Origin of the sequence: Variovorax restrictus (genome assembly GCF_051216715.1) — a bacterium.
In the GTDB taxonomy this organism is placed as follows: Bacteria; Pseudomonadota; Gammaproteobacteria; order Burkholderiales; family Burkholderiaceae_C; genus Variovorax.
This window is the reverse complement of record NZ_JBPJZH010000009.1, coordinates 84,593-101,700: the sequence shown is the minus strand read 5'-3', so window position 1 is coordinate 101,700 and position 17,108 is coordinate 84,593. Positions and strand designations below refer to the sequence as shown.

The window sequence follows — 17,108 nt, the reverse complement described above, 5'->3', positions numbered from 1 at the left end:
AAACACCTCAAATCTGCGCAAAGCGACTCCCGAAAGCGCTGCTGACTGCACCATGTGAAAAGTGAGTCTTCGACGAAGAGGAAGACTCGCTTTGGAGGGGAGTATTTCCGCATCCTGATAGGCCTACATTGCTGGTGCGCGGAGCTTTTTGGCTCCACGGGCCAATTTTGTTGCCCCGCGCTTGGCGAACGGTCCGCGACAGCTGCTCCAAGGCGCTCTGCTGCTGCATCGTTCGGCCGTGCTGTGGCTTCACTGCCAACCGTCAGCGACCAGGAACGGGCATTCAAGGCGGAACCGCCGCACGTCGTTTAATCGCTTCGACGCGTTGGGTCAGCGCACACATACGCTGGGCTGCAAGCCTGCAGCAAGTCCATGGCTGCTGCGCGCGCACGATATGAGCGGATCACTTCGGCGACGTATTTATGACCGTAACGCACTGCCTTTGCCGGCCCCGTCTCACCCACACGGTCGGTTTGTGCGAGGTCGACATGCGGCAGCAACAAGCTGACAATTTCCGCACGACCTAATGAGCAAGCCCACATGAAAGGCGTGTACTGAAGGATCGAGGTGCACGGTAAGTCCGCGCTGGCGCCTACGCCCAGCAGGAAGGCGACAGCAGAAACACGATTGTGGGCTGCAGCAATGTGTAGCGCTGTTTCACCCGAGGTGTTCTTGAGATTCACCGAGAGGCCCGAATCGAGAAATTTCTCCAGCTCGGTCGCAGAGCCATCTTTCGCTGCCTGAAAGAAGGCAGCCGCCGTGCGCTCGAAGGCGGTGGTCACGGCCGGGGCGTGTTCGATTTTGGCGCGGGCGCGGCCAGTACCTCACGCTCAGCCATCAGGGAATGGATCGTGTTGTTAAGCGACCGAATCGACTCTGCAATGTGAGCGTCGAGGTGGCGCTTCAAGACCTCGACATTTTCCTGCGCGTACTCGGCCGTGCACCAGATGCGCGAGGTGAGTGCACCGCCGGGCCCCGGCTCACGTCCGATGGCGTCGACGCGGACGCCCACGTGGGCCCACGAAACACGCGCGGACGTCCACTTGTTGCTCTTGCGAATGTCGAACAGGATCGCAATCCCTCCTACGTCATTACGAGGATTGCGGATCTCGATAGGAGTGACGGTCAGGCCATCAGCCGATAATGAAACATCCATGCCGACCAGGTCGACCGGGGAGCCCTCGATACATGGGTCTGGCCTCCCTTGTGCATCCTGCAGGCGCTGCATCCAGCTGAGCGAAGCAGCGTCCGTCATGGTGTTGGCCCCTTCACAGATTTGTCGTCGGCCGCCCATGCCGCCACGACGGCTTGCAAGTAGCCGCGCGACTTGCGCGCGGAGCGTGGGATGGGCTCACGATTCACCCTGTCGAAGCCGAGCACGCGAATGGCTGCCTCCAGTACCTCCGGATGATCAACCCGCAATGCGTCCTGGAGAAAGTTGACGTCCTCGACCACGTCAATCTGGGGCCCGGAAGTCTCGCGATGCAGCAGTCGCTCAGGGTTCGATCCCAGTTCGAGGCAAACCGCCACCACGTGCCCCTTGCCGAACATCGAAGCCATCGACAGCGCGCTGTACTCGTTGCGCAGTAGGGCGCCAGAGCTGGTGCTACGTGATTCTCGGGTGACGACTGCTTCGATCGGAACGCCTTCGGCAACGCAGCGGGCGACCAACGCGTCGGCCCCGATTGCTGCGGCTGCGAGCATGCTGTCGATATGCTCTTCGCTGCTTCGAAACGTTGCGCCATGTTCTACGAGAAGGTCGACAAGGGCCGAGCTGCCCTTTGCGTATGCCTCCGCCAACGGGCTCAGGCCACCTAGTGGCGTGTTGACGTCAGCACCTGCCTCCAAGAGGAGTTCTACGACGCATCGTTGCGCGTCCACGTCCGGTGCATCAGATGGCTGCTCAGCGAGCTGCTCGTCATCTGGGGCCAAGCAGTCGACCTTCGGGCTTGCGACGATTGCGCTCCCGAGAAGGGACTGGGTGAATTGGGGGGAGGCACTGCCGTCTAGCGATGCACCCCCCTCAAGCCAGATCTCCACCTTCTCCGCTGGCGCATGCGCAGCGATGGCACAGTGAAAGCCGTGGTTCAGCCGCTCGGCTCGCAGCAGGACGCGTGACGGCCCTAGGAGGTGGGCGCCAAGCTCCTCAGGCGTAGCCATAATGAGCGCGTTGATGTCGTTGAACCGAGCCAGCAGGGGGCCCGAGGGTGGCGAGGCGCAGAACTCGCGGAGCAGCCGCGGTGTGCCCGCCAGCTCAACAAGAACCGAGTGGGGCAGTTCCAACAGCGGCTCTGGGTCGAACGTGATCCCGCCATCAAGGCAGCGCGCCAACAGATCGGCGTCCGTTACATCGCGGAGGCCCACCATGCTCGAAAGCTCATCCATCTCGGGGTCGCCTTCGACCGTGTGCATCCGAAGGGTGCCGAATAGGTCGGCAGATGTCGCCAGGACCGATCGGTAGGCCTTCACGATTACGCCATTGGCGACCTTGACGTCCTGGAGTGACATGCCGTCGGACCGCGGCTCGCCGTCGGACAGGGCAAGATCCTTCGCGAGCATGTTGTAGAGCCCAAGCGGCGTGTAATCCGCGACCGCTGGAGTCTGAAACCCCTGGGTGACGTCGAACCCCGCCTTGATCTGAGCCAAAACCCGATCACTGGCGACTGCGAATGCGGTGGCATTCTGCGCGTTGAAGACGCCCTGCTCAACGGCGGTAATGGTGGCCAGAAAGTGCTGCTCTTGGTCAAGGCGCGAATCGGCCGGTTGCTTAATGCTCATTGGAGTCCTTCGTGCAGCGCCCATTCTCGCCGCCGCATCGCCAAGGCGCAAAAAAGCGCTGTGCCGCCGCAAGCACCGCGTGAAAAGTGCTCTTTTTGTCGAGTTGACCTTAATCGGCCAGAATGCCCCGACTTGGACGGATCCGCCCCGGAGCCGACCCTCAGCCGAATGGTCAAAGCAACAGATGGATCGCGGATACCAGCCACCAACGAACCTGCCAGCAGGGGCCAATTCCCCCGCCCCGGGCTCGACGGCGGCAACGGAGCGCCTGCGCCTCGCTGCGATCAGCGCGGATATTCAGAAGGACCTGGCTGCCAAGAAGGCAGCTGCCGCGGCTGCACGCGCGCGCGCGGCCGCTGAGTCGGTTGCGCAACTAACCCGCCAGCCCGCGCCACGGCCGGCGCAGCAGCCGGCTCACCGACCGGCGCAGCAAGCAACGCGGACGCCGATCGTCACGGACGGCCAACGCCTCAATGCCACTATCAACGCTGAAGGGCGTATGAAGGTGCTCGGGCGTGTCCAAAAGGTCCTCTTCGAGAACAGCGGCTTCTATTTTGTCCGCGTCGCGCCACACGACGCTCAGTCTCGAGACGACGAGTATCTCGTCAAGGGACACGGCATTGATCTGGTCCCCGGTCGAGAGGTCGTGGTCGTCGGAAACTTCAAGGTCGAGCGCTCAGAGCGTTACGGTCAACAAAACGTCATCGACGGCGCCATTCTGTTTGAGGTCATTCCGACCTCTCGAATGGGCATTCAGCGACTGCTTGAGAACGGTTACGTAAAGGGCATCGGACCACAGTCGGCGCGCGCGCTGTGCGACAAGTTCGACCGCCATCTCTTTGACATAGCGGAGTTCGCACCCGAGAAGCTCTACCAGGCAAACATCGTGAAGCCGGCACAGGTGTCGGCCCTCGTGCGGAACATTCGCGAGAAAAAAGAGCTTCCCCGTCTGATGAGCTTTCTCGCCGAGGTGGGGCTCGGAATCCAAGCTTCGCACAAGGTTCTGCAGGAGCTCGGCCCCGGGGCGGTCGAGATGATCAAGCGAAACCCGTACGAGCTGACGCGCGTCGCCTCGATCGGCTTTTCCAAAGCGGATGAAGTGGCCCGTGCGCGCGGGCTGGCCACCGACTCCGACCAGCGAATCGCCGCAGCCATTGAAGCGGTGCTCGAGGCAGGCGCCAAGGCGGGCTGGACATACCTTCAGATCCCGGATCTCAAAGAGCGCATGGCGAAACTGCTGAGCGCTGATCACGGCGAAAGCCGCGGGTCGTTCATCGATCCGATCCGTCTGAGTCACGTCGTGGACGCAGAACTGGAGAGCTCACGCAAGCTGATTGTTCGCGAACGGTCGGTGGTGCCGATTCCTCAAGACGATGGCCGCTATGTTGCGCAGAGGGAGCGCCGCTACGAAAAGGTTGTCTCACTCGTTTCCTACGCCGGCGCCGAGCGGAGAATCGCACGCAAGCTGGCCGACCTCCTGGCGCAACCGTGCACGCCCGAATCGCGGGGCGCGAGGCCTGTCGGCGCATTCTTCGAGAGATTGTGGCCGGAGCAGCAGGCAGCCGTACGCACGTCCCTGGCCTCGACGGTCTCCGTGATCACAGGGCGACCGGGTTGCGGCAAGACGACGGTTACCAAGGCGATCGTGCAGGCAATGCGGGCTGCAGGCCTGGAAGTGCTGCTGATGGGCCCCACAAATCGCGCGGCGAACCAGCTTACCGCGGCGACTGGTCAGCGCGCGACCACGCTCCACCGGGGCCTGGGCTGCCGGGGTGCGAACATGTTCGCGCATGGGCCAGACAATCCGCTTCAGTGTGATGTGGTGATCGCCGATGAGTGCTCCATGAGCGACACCATGATCACTGATCGCCTGCTCTCGGCGATGCGCCCTGGTATGTCGCTGGTGCTCGTCGGCGACGTCGAGCAGCTCGCGTCGATCGGTGCTGGCAAGTGCCTGTCAGACGTCATCGAGAGCGGAGTGCTCCCCGTCTCCCGCTTGACCAAGAGCGGCCGCACCAGCGCAGAGAGCTCGATCAACCCGAACGCGTATCGAGTTTGCGACCGCCTCCCGCCGCTGCAGCCGGGCCCTGGCGAGAATGACGACTTTCAGATGCGCGAGGTACGCAGTGCGCGACCGAACGCGCCCGAGGACGAGCAGCTCGCGGCTGAGCGCCGGCAAGTAGGTGCCGTCGTGGCGCAGTTCAAGGCCTACCTGGCCAAGGGACACAAGCCTGAGGACATCCAGATCCTCACTCCCATGCGTCACAAGACCGCGCTCGGAACGAACGCGCTCAACGCTGTGATGAAGAACCTGCTCAACCCGGTTACCGAAGATCCCGATGCGTCGATCACCACTCGCAGCTACCGCAATCCGAAGGTGTTCTCGGTGGGCGACCGGGTGATGTACACCGAAAACGACCCTGACCGCGATATCTACAATGGGGACATCGCCTACGTGCATGCCATCGACCACGAGAGCAAGCATGTGTCGCTCGACTTCGACGGGCGCATTGCAGAAATCGAATTTCGCGAGCTGTCCGACATCGATCACGCCTACGTCAACACCGTCCACAAGACACAGGGCGGCGAGTTCCCCGCTGTGATCATGGTGGTGGTCGCGGCTCACAGCAACATGAACAACCGACAGCTCCTCTACACCGGGATGACGCGCGGCAAGAAGGATGTGTGCCTGGTCGGTGACACCCACCGGCTGCAGGAAGTCGTCGAGAAGGCTGGCAGCGAAACGCGCCAGACCATGCTGGATGATGAGCTCGTGCGAGCAGTCGCCTCACTTCAAGCCAAGCCAAACCAGCTGAGCGGCGCCGCGAGACGCATGCGCCCCTAACCCGTGCTGTACCTCGCAAACCGATCCCCAGACTTCAACGCTGCGAAAGCATCGCGTGGGCGCCGCAGCGGCGAGAAGGTGCCGCTGGCGCGCGGTGTGTACTGCGATCCGTCGGACCTGGACGATCTGCCGGCGTTCATGGAGAAGTACGCCGTACGCATCGCGGACCACCTGCTGCACAAAGCTGTTCTGGTTCATCTGAGCGCATACAACAAGGGGCCAGTGGAGGCGGAGCGCGATAAGCGCGGAGTGCCGACGTACCGCCTCTTTGTCGGGAGCACTTACACGCGCACCGTCAAGCTGCCTCATCTTGAGATTGTGCAGACGGCCGCGATGACGGATCCCCGGCTTCGTAAGTTCTGCCCAGAAGTCGACGATCACCAGGACCACCTGCTCGGACATATGGAGATGTTGTGCGCCGGCGACGAGCTGACGTTCTTGCAGAATTTCGGCAGCCGGCGCTACTACCCAGAGCGTTTCCTACCCGACGCCCTGATGACTGAGCTGCAACATCGCTTGCTCATGCGCCACGGTACCGGTCTGGTCGCCCAGCTGGAGTTGATCGTTGACTCGGTACCCGAACTGCGCGACCACCTGACCGCGGCGAAGGAGTACCTGAGCCAGGATCAGCAGTCGATGCGACGCTCCCTCGGGAACCATGTTTTCGCCGCGACAGTCGCTTGGTATGGACGTCCGATTGGTCGGCTGGCCATGAACGGCGTGGGTTGGGACCTCGACTACGCCAGCGACTGGTCCTTGTCGCTCGGCTGTGACGCCAATACGCCTGGCCGCATGCCTGCCTTCATCCACAACATGTTTCCCGAAGGGCACCAGGCCAGTGCTCTGCAGCGCGTCCTGAGCCATGACGAGGCCGCGGGCACTGTGCTCCAGCGTGCAGAGCGTTTCCTGTCGAGCATCGCGGTTGTGAGCGACCCTTCCAGACTGGCTCTTCTCCCACGTGACGTTTTGCATGGGCGTCTCAACGATCACTGCACGGACATGCTTGTCTTCGAAGGCAAGCTGTGCGACATGCCCGCATTCGACGCGCAGGTGAGCACGGCGCTGGACGAACTTACGGTAGACGTTCGGACGCCGCGGATATCAGGAAATCAAGCCAAGCTGCCTTGCTTCCTCGATGAGGCCGGACAACTCATGCCGGCACTCGATCGTCCGTTCACGCATATTCTGAAGTTCCCGGGGTACACCCGCGACATGCGCAATGCGCGCGGTGCGCTGGAGTGGGTCGGAATGGCAATGGCGCGCGGCGCTGGCGTGCTGACCGCGAACTTTGCCCTGGTGGATCTCGAGAACGGCACCCTGGGATGCTTGGTCGAGCGCTTCGACATCCCCCAGCACCAAGACGACATGCGCATGATCTTCACCGAGGACGTCTGCTCGGCATCAGGGCGCTCCTCGGAATCGAAACTGATCTCCAAGAACGGGATCATGGATGTGGTCGCGCTTTACAAGCGCGTTTGCACGCCGAACATCCAGGACGCCGAGCAGCTGCTGCGTCTGATCTACGTCAACGCCCTGGTCGAGAATGGCGACTTCCATCTCAAGAACGCAGCCGTGACGAGGGTTGCAGAGCCCAACCTCACTCGTTTCAGATCGACTCGCCTGTCGCCGGCGTTCGACATCATGAACACACGCTACTTCTCTGACTTCGGCGTCGAGGATCAGCGGCGCGAGACGATGGTGCTCGGATACAAGGGAACCGAGCTGGTGACCCTGCAGGATCTGCGCGAGATCGGGACCGTGCTGGGCCTCACGCCCTCTCAGACGGAGGATGCGCTGAAAGACACCGCATCAAGGATGTCCCGCGCGGCGCAGACGTTCGCTGACCGCCTGCCACCAGCCCTCCGCGGGCACGACGACATCAAGCTGCTGGTGCTGGACGCGCTCGCGCGCGCTGCATACTTCTGCCGAGCGGATTTTCCCGACCTTCCGGCGTTCGTGCATCCGGGACAGAAGGGGCTGGTTGCTGGCGCGTTCCCTCGGCTCGACCTGCCACCCGTGCGTCGTGAACGGCCGCAACCAGCACCAGACGAAGCGGGTCTCGTGCCCTTCGATCGAGAGGCGATCCTGGCGTCGCTCGAAGGCTTGACCTCACCCGAGGTTTTGGCGCGAATTCGGGCCAAGCATTAACATTGTGTCGCTTTGACCCGAAAGGGTATTCATATGAACGACACGCAATCGAACTCCGACGAAAAGGCCACCCTCGCGTTTCACGTTGCGTGGAACGGGCGCAAGGTGGCAAAGCTCGTCGACCATGGGTCAACCTGGTCGTTCAATTACGACACCGGCTGGATGCTCCCGCTCTCAGGTGGGCATTTCGAAGATGAAGGACAGATTCCTTCGTTCCTCGTCAATCTGCTGCCCGAGTCTGAAAACGGCCGCGCCGAACGCATGGTTCCGATGGGGGAAGTGCTGCAGAAGTCGGAGCGCTATCTCTCGAATATCGTCATCACCAAGGACGAAGCCCGAGTCGGTGCTGTCGTGGCAGATCGGCTGGAGGGCCGACTTCAGAATCATTCCACGGACTCGGTATTTTGCGGTGCCTTCAGCGGCATGCCGTCCATTGACGGAAACATGCTCAACGACCTCGCCAAGCTGAGCTATCAGCATGGTGCGCCTCGGCTCTCTGGCTGCCAGACCAAGCTACCCTGCCACCTCGATGAAAGCGGCGTTATCGCGCCGGCGGACGACAAGCCCTTCACTCACATCCTGAAGCTGCCTGGGATGGCCAACGATTCGCGCCAGGTCCGCGGCGCCGTCGAGTGGATGTCCATGACGCTCGCCAAGGCGGGCGGCGTCCCGACGGCGGATTTCGCTCTCATCGAGCTTCCAGGCGGTGCGCTGGGGTATGTGACCGAGCGCTTCGACGTGCCAGTCGGGCCAGCAGACGACCGCCTGCTGTTTTGCGAGGACTTCTGCGCGGCGATGGGAATGACACCGACGGGAAAGTTTTTCGGAACGGTCGAGGGGATGATCGACACGCTCCAGCGTCTGAGCACGCAGCCCGAGGTCGACTGCCTGAACTTCTTCAAGCTGGTGTACGCCAACAAGCTTCTCGAGAACGGTGATTTCCACCTGAAGAACGCTGCGCTTCTCCGCCAAGCCAAGCCCAGCTTGGATGGCTTCAGCTCGACCGTCTTGGCACCCGCTTACGACATCATGAACACGGTCTTCTTCAATCCGAAGGCTGGGCCCAACGCGCGGGCGGAGACCATGGCGCTCGATTTCCAGGGCACGAACAACTACACCGCCAAGCACTTCCACAGTATCGGCCGCATGCTGGGGCTGAGCTCCGAGGACATCCCGGAGATCATGCACGGCGTGGCTACGGGCATCGCGAACAAGTCGCGCGAAATTGTCGCCAACCTGCCTCCTACCCTGGAGGCGAACTTGGACGCTCTGGCAACGGTGGTGAAGGGCTGCCAGCGCGCGCTGCACTTCTGTCATCAAGACTTTCCAGACATCGAGTCATCGCTAGCGCTCGCAAGTGCTTCCAAGTCTCCTCGGCCATGATTTCAAGCACCGCGACGAAGCGTGCCCCGGGCGCTGTAAAAGGTGGCGCGCTGCCGATCGACGTGCCATTGCTGCGCACCGTTCACCAGGCATCCGACTCCGTGCTGATGGAGTTTGCCAAAGGTGTGTCAGTACCGGGCGACTCCACAGTGATCGTGGGCCTGGTTGAGCTATTCAAGCAGGATGGGGTTGTCCTGACGGGGCTACTTGGAAGTCAGTCGGGCATTCGAGCGCTCGCTGACCTGCTGATCGATGGCCTGCCTGCTCTTCCGATGGCAGAGATGGATGCTGCCACGCGCGCACTTGGCCTCGAACTCACGGCAGGCCTTCAGCGAGCTCTTGGTGCGTCCAACTCAAAAGCGTTCGCGAACGCGGTTCTCGTGCGCGCAGCGCGTGAGGTTGGCGACCGTGCGTTTTTTGAAGGGTTGCTTGCGCTCGGTGCCACACGCGGGGCCCGTGGATCCGCCGGCATCGACGGCAAGTACGGAGATGATGGTGTCTGGCACCTGGCCGCCATGCGTGGAAACGTAGTGGCACTTCGCGCGCTGATGCCGGGTGCGCAGGAACTGGAGCAGCACGGCCTCGGCGGCTTGGTGATGCCCTTTTCGGAGTTCGGAGGCGCGCCTTCTTCGCCGCTTGGCCTATCCATTGCGCTACGGGATCATCCCAGCCTGACTGCAGAATTCCTGTCCGACCTGGACGCTCTGTGCGGGGTCCACGCGACGACGCAAGTGCGCGCACGGATGCTTTCCTACTATCTTCACAGCTGTGTGACGGAAGGCCGCCGCTGGTCACCCGCAGCCATCGAGGTTGCGATCGGACGATCTGGCTCAGCGACCTACGAAGCGATGGCTGTGCAGGCCGCTAAGGACGTCGACACCGTGCGCGATTCGAACAAGGGACCGGGCGTGCCTTGGGAGGAGCTGTACCACCATGCGTTGGCTTCGCACTGCGCGCCGGTGCTTCAGATCTTCACCACCCGCCTTCGTGCGGACGCGAACCTCGACTACCGGACGAAGGAAGATCCGTTGTTCCGCGTCCTTTACGGTGGCGAGCCTAAGGGCGGAGGGGGGCACGCCAGCTCGGCTGGCAGAAGTTCAGCGATCGTCCGCCAAGCGGTGTGTCCTACTCAGTTCACCGAGACCATTGAGGCTTTGCTCGCGTGCGGGCACCGGATAGACCGTCACGAAACCGGCCACCCTCCTGCGCTGGTGCTGCTGGCCAAGTCCGCCAACCCGCCCGCGGTCAAGCTCGAGATGGCTCGCGTACTTCTTGAGCTCGGGGCACACCCATCGCAGTCGTTTCTTGGTCGTCCGGCATGGGCGTCGCTACAGCCTGGGGAGAAGGAGGCGTGGGACGACCTCTTGCGCTCATTCAGCGCCCGTGAGGCCGCCAGCCGAGCGATTGGTACCTTGCTCGCTTTGCCCTAGGGCTGCCGTCTTCGCTGCCGCTTCGCTCGACGCACTCCACGATTGAAGGGCGCGCGCGGTCCCCGGAACACGCTCTCCGACTCAACCGAAATTGCGAGGGCCGGGTGAAACTGCAGCCTTTCACCCGATGGATAGACTTCAGGCGGACTCGACTCGATGACGTGCATGCTCCCCCTATCCGCCTCTGATCTTCTGCCTCCAGATGAGCGCCTTGTCTCGTTCTACCGCGAGATGGCGCGCCGCTCTGAGCATGCCCTTCTTGCCTGCGCCTGGACTGCGGCAGATGCCTGTGAATTCACTGAGCTCTCCGCTATCCTCCTGGTGCTGGCCGATTCGGAACCTGGCCGACTGCTGAGCGCGGGCAAGCAGGTCTTCGTAAGCGGATCTTCGTCACGTGCGGTCCAGGCCTCCGACACCCGCTCTGGCTCGTTCGAACACGCGGTTGCTCAGGCACTTCGGCCTCTCGATGCGGAGCCACTTCATCAGCGCTCGAAGCTGTCCGCTCCTCAGGCGGACGTTTTTGCCCGGGCCATGCGCGTGTTTGGAGAGCCGAAGCAGCTGGCAACGTTCATGCGATCTGCAGTGCTGTGCGTCAGCGACCCACAGGTGTTCGCCCACGTGGCCCCTGATGTCCTGGGCGGCGGCAACGAGCTACTCGATCTGGCTACAGGCGCCGGCAACACCGTCGCCCTGTCGGTGCTTCTCACACATGTCTCCAACGATCAAGCCCTGGCGTACGCTCATCGCCTTCTGCCGGCGGACATGGAAGCCGACCCGTCCCACGGCGGGCTCCTTGGCGCCCTGCACACGGCGATCTGCGACGCACCACATCTTGCCGAGCAGGGCGGGATTCTTGACTTCGTGAACCAGCTCGAAGCGAAGGCGGGTGAGGCAGCAGGTATGGCGGTTCGCATGGACCTGATGCGACGGTACCTCCATCTTGTGAACGATCTTGCTCAGGGGGCTCCTTCCGTACCACACCTCACGTTGCTTGCTGGCCGTGGCGGGCTGGATCCATCCAGCACCAGGCTTCAAGGCGAGGCAACGCGTGCGGTTGAGCTGATGCGCCTCTTCGGGGAGCCGAAGCTTGGCCCCAGCAACGACGTTCGAGTGCGACTGCTGCTTCGCGCCATCGGCGCACATGTGGCTCCGCTTGTGGACGCGCTAAGCCCGCTCGTGAAGGCTGCACCGGCCGAGCGTGATTTCCTCTACCACGCTACCTACTTCAGCCGCTGTGTGGACACCGAGGCGTTCAAATCCACTCTCCAATCGTTGATGGCCTGCGGCGTCGACCTCGACACGGTCGTAAACGGCAAGAAGCTAGTCCGAAGCTCGGCACTCAGACATCTTGCCTCGCAGCCCGCACACGCCGGCACCGACGCAATGCTCGTGGCACTGTTGGAGCTAGGGGTGAAACACGACAAGCCATTCGACGTTCATGCCTTCGCCTCCGGGACCCAGGCCAAAACGCGCTGGGATGACGTCGTCCGAGGATGGCGCGCACGCCAGGCAGCAGTGAAAGCCCTTGCTGGTCCTTGCGGCGAATCGCTAGAGGTTGCCCGACCATGACAGAAGCCAAGTTGGATCGTGCCTCTCTTCGGCAAGTCGCCGCGCTCAGCCCGCAGGCACTACTGGCGGTAGCGGACGCATACGCTCGCGGTCGGGACGCAGCCGGAATGATGGATGTGCTCTCGATCTTCGCCAACGATCTTCGCGCCACGCCCTACTTTGTCGAGTGCGCCTCCGCTGGGATTGAGCGCGAGCCCGGGCGGGGCGCCTATCAACGCTCGTTCTCTGACGTCTTCGCCCAGGTGCTGGCGCCGCCGGCTGATGTGGACCGTAGCAAGGCGACGCAGTGGACAGCGGACCAAGCGGGATTTTTCGCCGTCGGCGAAGACGTGTTCACGCGCAGCCCGAAGGCTCACGCCCAGTTCATGACGGCAGCCGCATCCTGCGTCGTGGATTCACGTGTGCTTTCCCTCGTCGACACGTCAGATCTGCAAGCTCTGCAAAGCTACCTGAGCCAAGCTGCCGAGGCGGGCAATACCGTGGCACTACTGGAGCTGGCGAAGAGGGCCAAAGGGCCGGCTCTCGACGCATGGGCGCGGGGACTATTCCCTGGGTTCCCTGGTAACGACCGCCGCGCACTCTACGGACTGTCCGAAGCCACGCGTCGCGATTCGGAGGCAGCCGCGCGACTCTGCGATATGGCTTCGCTGTTGACGGAGCCGGACATCCAGGCGCTCGTGCGCTTAAGCGTACTCGCACAGTACCTCGATTCAAGCGAGCCGGGCCCGCCGTGGCGGGAGGAGCGCGTCCTGGACATTTGCGGGGTGCAGGATCGCGCAGCGCTGGTTGCATTCATCAGCGACATCACGACGCGGCGGATGATCAGGGGCCAGGAGGGGTGGCGGATTGCACGCGACGTAACGACCCCCACTGATCCGTTGCCGGCGGTGCTCACCAACGCGCTTGGAAGCCATTGCCACCTGGTGCTGGAAGGGATGGAAGAGGCGCTGCGACGCATGTGCGGGTGCTACAACGCGTTCGAGCCGGCGATGAAATGGGCGCCACGCGAGATGGGACGCTTCAAGCGCACTGTGGAGCTGCTGGGCGAGCTCGGCTACCCACTGGATGCGCGTGCGCTCCACGGCATCGCGACTGAGGCGCCATCTGGGCTTGTTCAGCTGGCCAAGACATCGCCTGCGAGCCACCGGGACGCGATGCTCGTTCAGCTGTTGGAGCTCGGCGCCGATCCCGAGGCCACGGCTGACGGCTCTCGGAGACCGTGCACATACATCGAGGGTAAGGATGGAAAAGCGTCCTGGCGCGCGGTGACAGCGTCCTTTGCGGCACGTTCCAAAGCCGCAACCCTGTTTGCCAACCTTGACCAAGCTTCGCTCGCAACCCGAACTAACGCACCATGAGCGACTACGACGCACACTTTTTTCGCCGCCTTGTCCGCGCCTCCTCGTCTGCTCTATGCACCACGGCGGTCCAGCTAGCCGATCGGGACGATCTGGACACCATGGATCACTTGCTGACCGTGGTCGGGGAATACGCTCGGGGCGAGACAGTCTGCAAACGCAACGATGTCGCGTCGCCCATCACGTTCTGGTGGTCGATGAGCGCGGCTGTGTCAGAGGCACTCAGGCCCGTGGATCCCACACCCTTCCAGGCGAGCGAGTGGACGCCTGCACAGACCGGACTCTTCACACGGTACGTCGACCTGCTCAAGTTCCAGCCAGAGCATGAGAGGCTTCTTGGGACCTTCGCCTCCCACCTGGCCGCGGACGTCCGCGACGCCCGGGCGTTCCTCGCTTTGGCCGCGGTCGATGCGAACTTGGAGGATTCGCACTACGAGCCCAGCGGCGGCAAGCTCGAGAACGCGCTGAATCAGGCTCTTTCGAAAGGCAACCTTGCTGCGGTCACGTCGATGCTCGGAGTCATCCCTGAAAACTCGGTTCACAGGATGTCCAACGCTGCCATCAACTCGATCCTCTGCCGGGGCCGGCTGAGCGAAGTGGAGACACCGAACGGGCTCTTGGGCTGCGCCACCGCAGCGACGCCACGCGCAGGCGTCCTCCTCACCGAGTTCTGGAATGCTCTGGAGGAGAAGAGCGGGCCGGACGTGGTGGCGACCTTGCAGATGGCGATGGTCACTCTTTACCTGGCAAGGTGCGTGCGCGACGGCCAAGTTTGGCAAGAGAGCGTCCTGCTGCGGCTGCTCGGCCCCGATGGCCTGGACGCGGCACGGTCGGGCGTCGCGAGAGCGGCAGCGCAGCTGAACGATGAGTTTCCGGCATCCGGCGAACCCGAACTGGAGATGGCACGCGCGGCGGTGCGTGCGCACTGTGCGCCGGTCCTAGCGCTGCGCCCACGGGTGGTGGCCGCGGGCCGGGACAATCTCATCCATGGAGACGTCTCGATCGGCGCCGCACTAGACCAGTCCGGCTACTTTCTGCGACATCAAGGCGTGGGGAACTATCCATGTGTCAGCGAGCATTTGCAGGCCACCATTGGTCTGCTCTTGCACCATGGGCATTCGCTGGAGGTTGCGGAGTACGAGAAGGGGTCCCAGAACCCACTCTCTGCGATGCACGTGATCGCCAAGTCGATGCTGCCACATCGATCTGTGAAGCAGGTGGTGCTGCTCGAGATGGGCGCGTCGACGGAGGCGAAGGACACCCGAGGTTGGCGGCCGCTGTCCCATGTTTCGGGCGCAGCAGCGAAGGAGGACTGGAAAGCGGTCGAACGCTCCTTTCACGCCCGGCGCAAGACCTCTCAGCTCCTGGACGCCTTTGCTCCGACAGCTTGAGGCCGTAGGTGGCGACGCAAAAAAGGCTCCTGTCAGGAGCCTCACTCTTTGCGCGCGGGGTCGAATTACTTCTTCTTGACCGGCGGCTTGGCGTTGGCCTTGTCTGCCTTGCGCTTGGCGGCCTTCGGGTCCACTGCGGCCTTGAACGCGGTGCCAGCGATGAACTTCGGGACCTTGGTCGCGGCGACCTTGATCTTTTCACCCGTCGCCGGGTTGAGGCCGGAGCGTGCTGCGCGCGCGACCTGCTTGAACGTGCCGAAACCGACGATCTGTACAGGGTCGCCCTTCTTCACAGAGGCGATGACCGCGCTGGTAATGGTTTCGAGGATCCGCGCCCCCTCAGCTTTGGTGACGCCATGTGCGGCGACGATCTTTTCGACGAGTTCCAGACGGTTCAAGTGAATCTTCCTGTTAAAAAATGAATGCCGACTGAGCGTCGACAGCCAACGGGCATAAGCGCGCGGCATTGAGATTTTAAGAGAACACGCTGGTCAGATGTACTGATAACAGCGTGCGGGTGTTCATTCGGGCCGCCGGCGAGAGCAACAGGGGTGATGCCTTCGCACGAGGAGTGATAATCGAGATAATCGGCTATTCGCGGGCTGTGAGACAGTCGATTTTCCTTCCGCGTCGACCAAACTCCTATTATCGAGCGCGAAATGAGCAAGACGACTGATCACCGCGTGGGGGCCACCTTCTGCGCTGCAAACTCTAACCCCTCGCACGCAAAATGGCAGGCCTAGACGCTTCGCTTTTCGCGGAGCTCGCGCGAACCTCGAGTCACGCCGTGCTGGCCGCTTTGGACGGGTACGCATCCAGCGGGAACCTAGATGCTCTCGAGGCCTTTCTGCTCCACTCGGCTGAGCACGGCGTCCCGCTCTTGCTTAGCGCGAACAGAAAGGTGCCAGTCAGTGCCGATTCGGAACAGGCGAACAGCCCGCAGCGCTCAGTCCGTTTTACTGCAGTACTCGCCTCGGCTTTGGTTGCTCGGGGAACTAGCAGCCAGGCTCAACCGGGTACCTGGACCGCGCAGCACACGGCGCTGGCGAGGCACGTAGTTGCACTACTTCGCAGGAGCGAAAATCCAAAGCTGCTAACGGATTTCGCCTTCGACGTTACCCGTCACGTCGGATCCGTCGAGGTGCTTCGCATGCTGCTCGACGCAGGGGTGGCGCCAAGTGCCGCTAGTCAGACACTTGGCCACGGATGCCACCCGAACCAGCCGCTATATCGCGAGGCGGTGCTGTGGGGTCGTGTGGAGGCGGCGAGTTTCATGCTCGGCGGCCTGGACGCCGCTATGGCGCTCGGCTACGCGGACATCATGGCGACGAGAGAACAGACATCTCACCTGTCTGGCTCGCACGACTCGCTCGACTGCCTAAGGCTTGCTCAACGCGCCCACATGGGTGCGCACGACGCGGTACGCCTCTTCCTTGAGACACTCACGTCAAAGGTTGGCTGGACCAACGCCCGCGAGGTGCGGGCGGGAGTGTTGGCCGGCTACTTCGAAGTGTGTTCGCGCCGGCGCCAGCCTTGGCGCGCCACTGTGCTGGCAGCCATATTCGGAGTCAGCACCATCGACGCGATCCCTGGAAGCAGGCTTGGCTGCTGGCTCAATGACTATCGGGTCGACCTGGGCGAGGGCGGCCGCAATGCGCTGGTCGCGCTAAGGGGAGCACTGCGAGCCCACTGCGCGCCGGTTGTCGCTCTCAGCGCCGACGCATTGCGCGAGAGCATCGATGCCGCGCCGCACGCGCAGGCAATCCAGTTGAGCTGGCTTGTCGACTGGGACTCCATGCCGATCGAATCTCCTGATGGGGCTGCGCTTGAGGGTCACGAGGAACACCTTCGGCTCACATTGACCGTCCTTACACAGCAGGGCGTCAACCTGGAGCGAAGCCTGCTCCTTCATGCCCTGGCGCACGACGCGCGTAGCCATGAGCGCGCGGCAAAGCTCCCCGTGCTCCTAGACCACGGCGTCGACGGAGAACTCAAGAATGCGCGGGGTCGCACAGCTCGCACCGAGCTCAAGGCCGAGTGGCGTGACGACTGGATGGCGATCGTCCGTGCGCATCGCACACGGAACACGGCGTCCAGGCTCATGCAAGAGGTTTAGCGGTAGGCGGTTTCGGAGCTGCTTGCCGACCCTCCCGACGAGGGGCTCCGCGGCGAGCTCCTGCAACCAGCAAAACTCTTTCAGCCTATT

The 17,108-nt window shown here is 62.7% G+C and carries 12 protein-coding genes; 8 read left to right on the top strand and 4 right to left on the bottom strand.

Annotated features, from left to right (window positions below; all coding sequences use genetic code 11):
* Window positions 1–308: 308 nt before the first annotated feature.
* From ACSFA0_RS25450 to ACSFA0_RS25440, 3 genes are read right to left on the bottom strand one after another with little or no spacing between them, the layout of a single operon-like run.
* Window positions 309–782: an ankyrin repeat domain-containing protein gene (locus ACSFA0_RS25450; RefSeq protein ID WP_435453056.1), complete on the bottom strand. Its 474-nt coding sequence runs from the start codon at window positions 780–782 to the stop codon at window positions 309–311.
* Window positions 779–1,255, bottom strand: coding sequence for a hypothetical protein (locus ACSFA0_RS25445; protein ID WP_435453055.1), 477 nt, complete (start codon window positions 1,253–1,255; stop codon window positions 779–781). Before ACSFA0_RS25445 ends, ACSFA0_RS25450 begins: the two co-directional genes overlap by 4 nt.
* Window positions 1,252–2,778, bottom strand: coding sequence for a hypothetical protein (locus ACSFA0_RS25440; protein WP_435453054.1), 1,527 nt, complete (start codon window positions 2,776–2,778; stop codon window positions 1,252–1,254). The genes ACSFA0_RS25445 and ACSFA0_RS25440 overlap by 4 nt, the downstream gene beginning before the upstream one ends.
* Window positions 2,779–2,962: 184 nt before the next feature.
* On the opposite strand from ACSFA0_RS25440, the gene recD2 reads away from it, so the two are divergent.
* The 7 genes from recD2 to ACSFA0_RS25405 all read left to right on the top strand — a co-directional run bounded on the left by recD2 (window position 2,963) and on the right by ACSFA0_RS25405 (window position 14,902).
* Window positions 2,963–5,623 carry an SF1B family DNA helicase RecD2 gene (recD2, locus tag ACSFA0_RS25435; RefSeq protein WP_435453053.1) on the top strand — a complete coding sequence of 887 codons (2,661 nt, stop codon included), beginning with the start codon at window positions 2,963–2,965 and terminating at the stop codon, window positions 5,621–5,623.
* 3 nt (window positions 5,624–5,626) lie between these two features.
* The gene (locus tag ACSFA0_RS25430) at window positions 5,627–7,771 is read left to right on the top strand and encodes a type II toxin-antitoxin system HipA family toxin (RefSeq protein WP_435453052.1); all 2,145 of its coding nucleotides are present in this window, start codon (window positions 5,627–5,629) and stop codon (window positions 7,769–7,771) included.
* Window positions 7,772–7,804: 33 nt separating this feature from the next.
* Window positions 7,805–9,154, top strand: a complete 1,350-nt coding sequence (locus ACSFA0_RS25425; protein WP_435453051.1) for a type II toxin-antitoxin system HipA family toxin — start codon at window positions 7,805–7,807, stop codon at window positions 9,152–9,154.
* On the top strand, window positions 9,151–10,584 hold the full coding sequence (locus ACSFA0_RS25420) for a hypothetical protein (protein ID WP_435453050.1): 1,434 nt from the start codon (window positions 9,151–9,153) through the stop codon (window positions 10,582–10,584). The genes ACSFA0_RS25425 and ACSFA0_RS25420 overlap by 4 nt, the downstream gene beginning before the upstream one ends.
* Window positions 10,585–10,749: 165 nt before the next feature.
* A complete protein-coding gene (locus tag ACSFA0_RS25415; protein WP_435453049.1) occupies window positions 10,750–12,153 on the top strand; it encodes a hypothetical protein in 1,404 nt (467 codons plus the stop codon).
* A 107-nt stretch (window positions 12,154–12,260) separates the two neighbouring features.
* On the top strand, window positions 12,261–13,511 hold the full coding sequence (locus tag ACSFA0_RS25410) for a hypothetical protein (RefSeq protein ID WP_435453048.1): 1,251 nt from the start codon (window positions 12,261–12,263) through the stop codon (window positions 13,509–13,511).
* Entirely contained in the window at window positions 13,508–14,902 is a 1,395-nt protein-coding gene (locus tag ACSFA0_RS25405) for a hypothetical protein (protein ID WP_435453047.1), read from the top strand. Before ACSFA0_RS25410 ends, ACSFA0_RS25405 begins: the two co-directional genes overlap by 4 nt.
* Window positions 14,903–14,967: 65 nt before the next feature.
* Here the strand turns inward: ACSFA0_RS25405 and ACSFA0_RS25400 are convergent, their stop codons facing one another.
* Window positions 14,968–15,300 (bottom strand): HU family DNA-binding protein, encoded by a 333-nt coding sequence (locus ACSFA0_RS25400; protein ID WP_435453046.1) that lies wholly within the window; start codon window positions 15,298–15,300, stop codon window positions 14,968–14,970.
* Between the two features lie 752 nt (window positions 15,301–16,052).
* Here ACSFA0_RS25400 and ACSFA0_RS25395 point away from each other — a divergent pair.
* The gene (locus ACSFA0_RS25395; protein WP_435453045.1) at window positions 16,053–17,018 is read left to right on the top strand and encodes a hypothetical protein; all 966 of its coding nucleotides are present in this window, start codon (window positions 16,053–16,055) and stop codon (window positions 17,016–17,018) included.
* The last annotated feature ends 90 nt before the right edge of the window (window positions 17,019–17,108 follow it).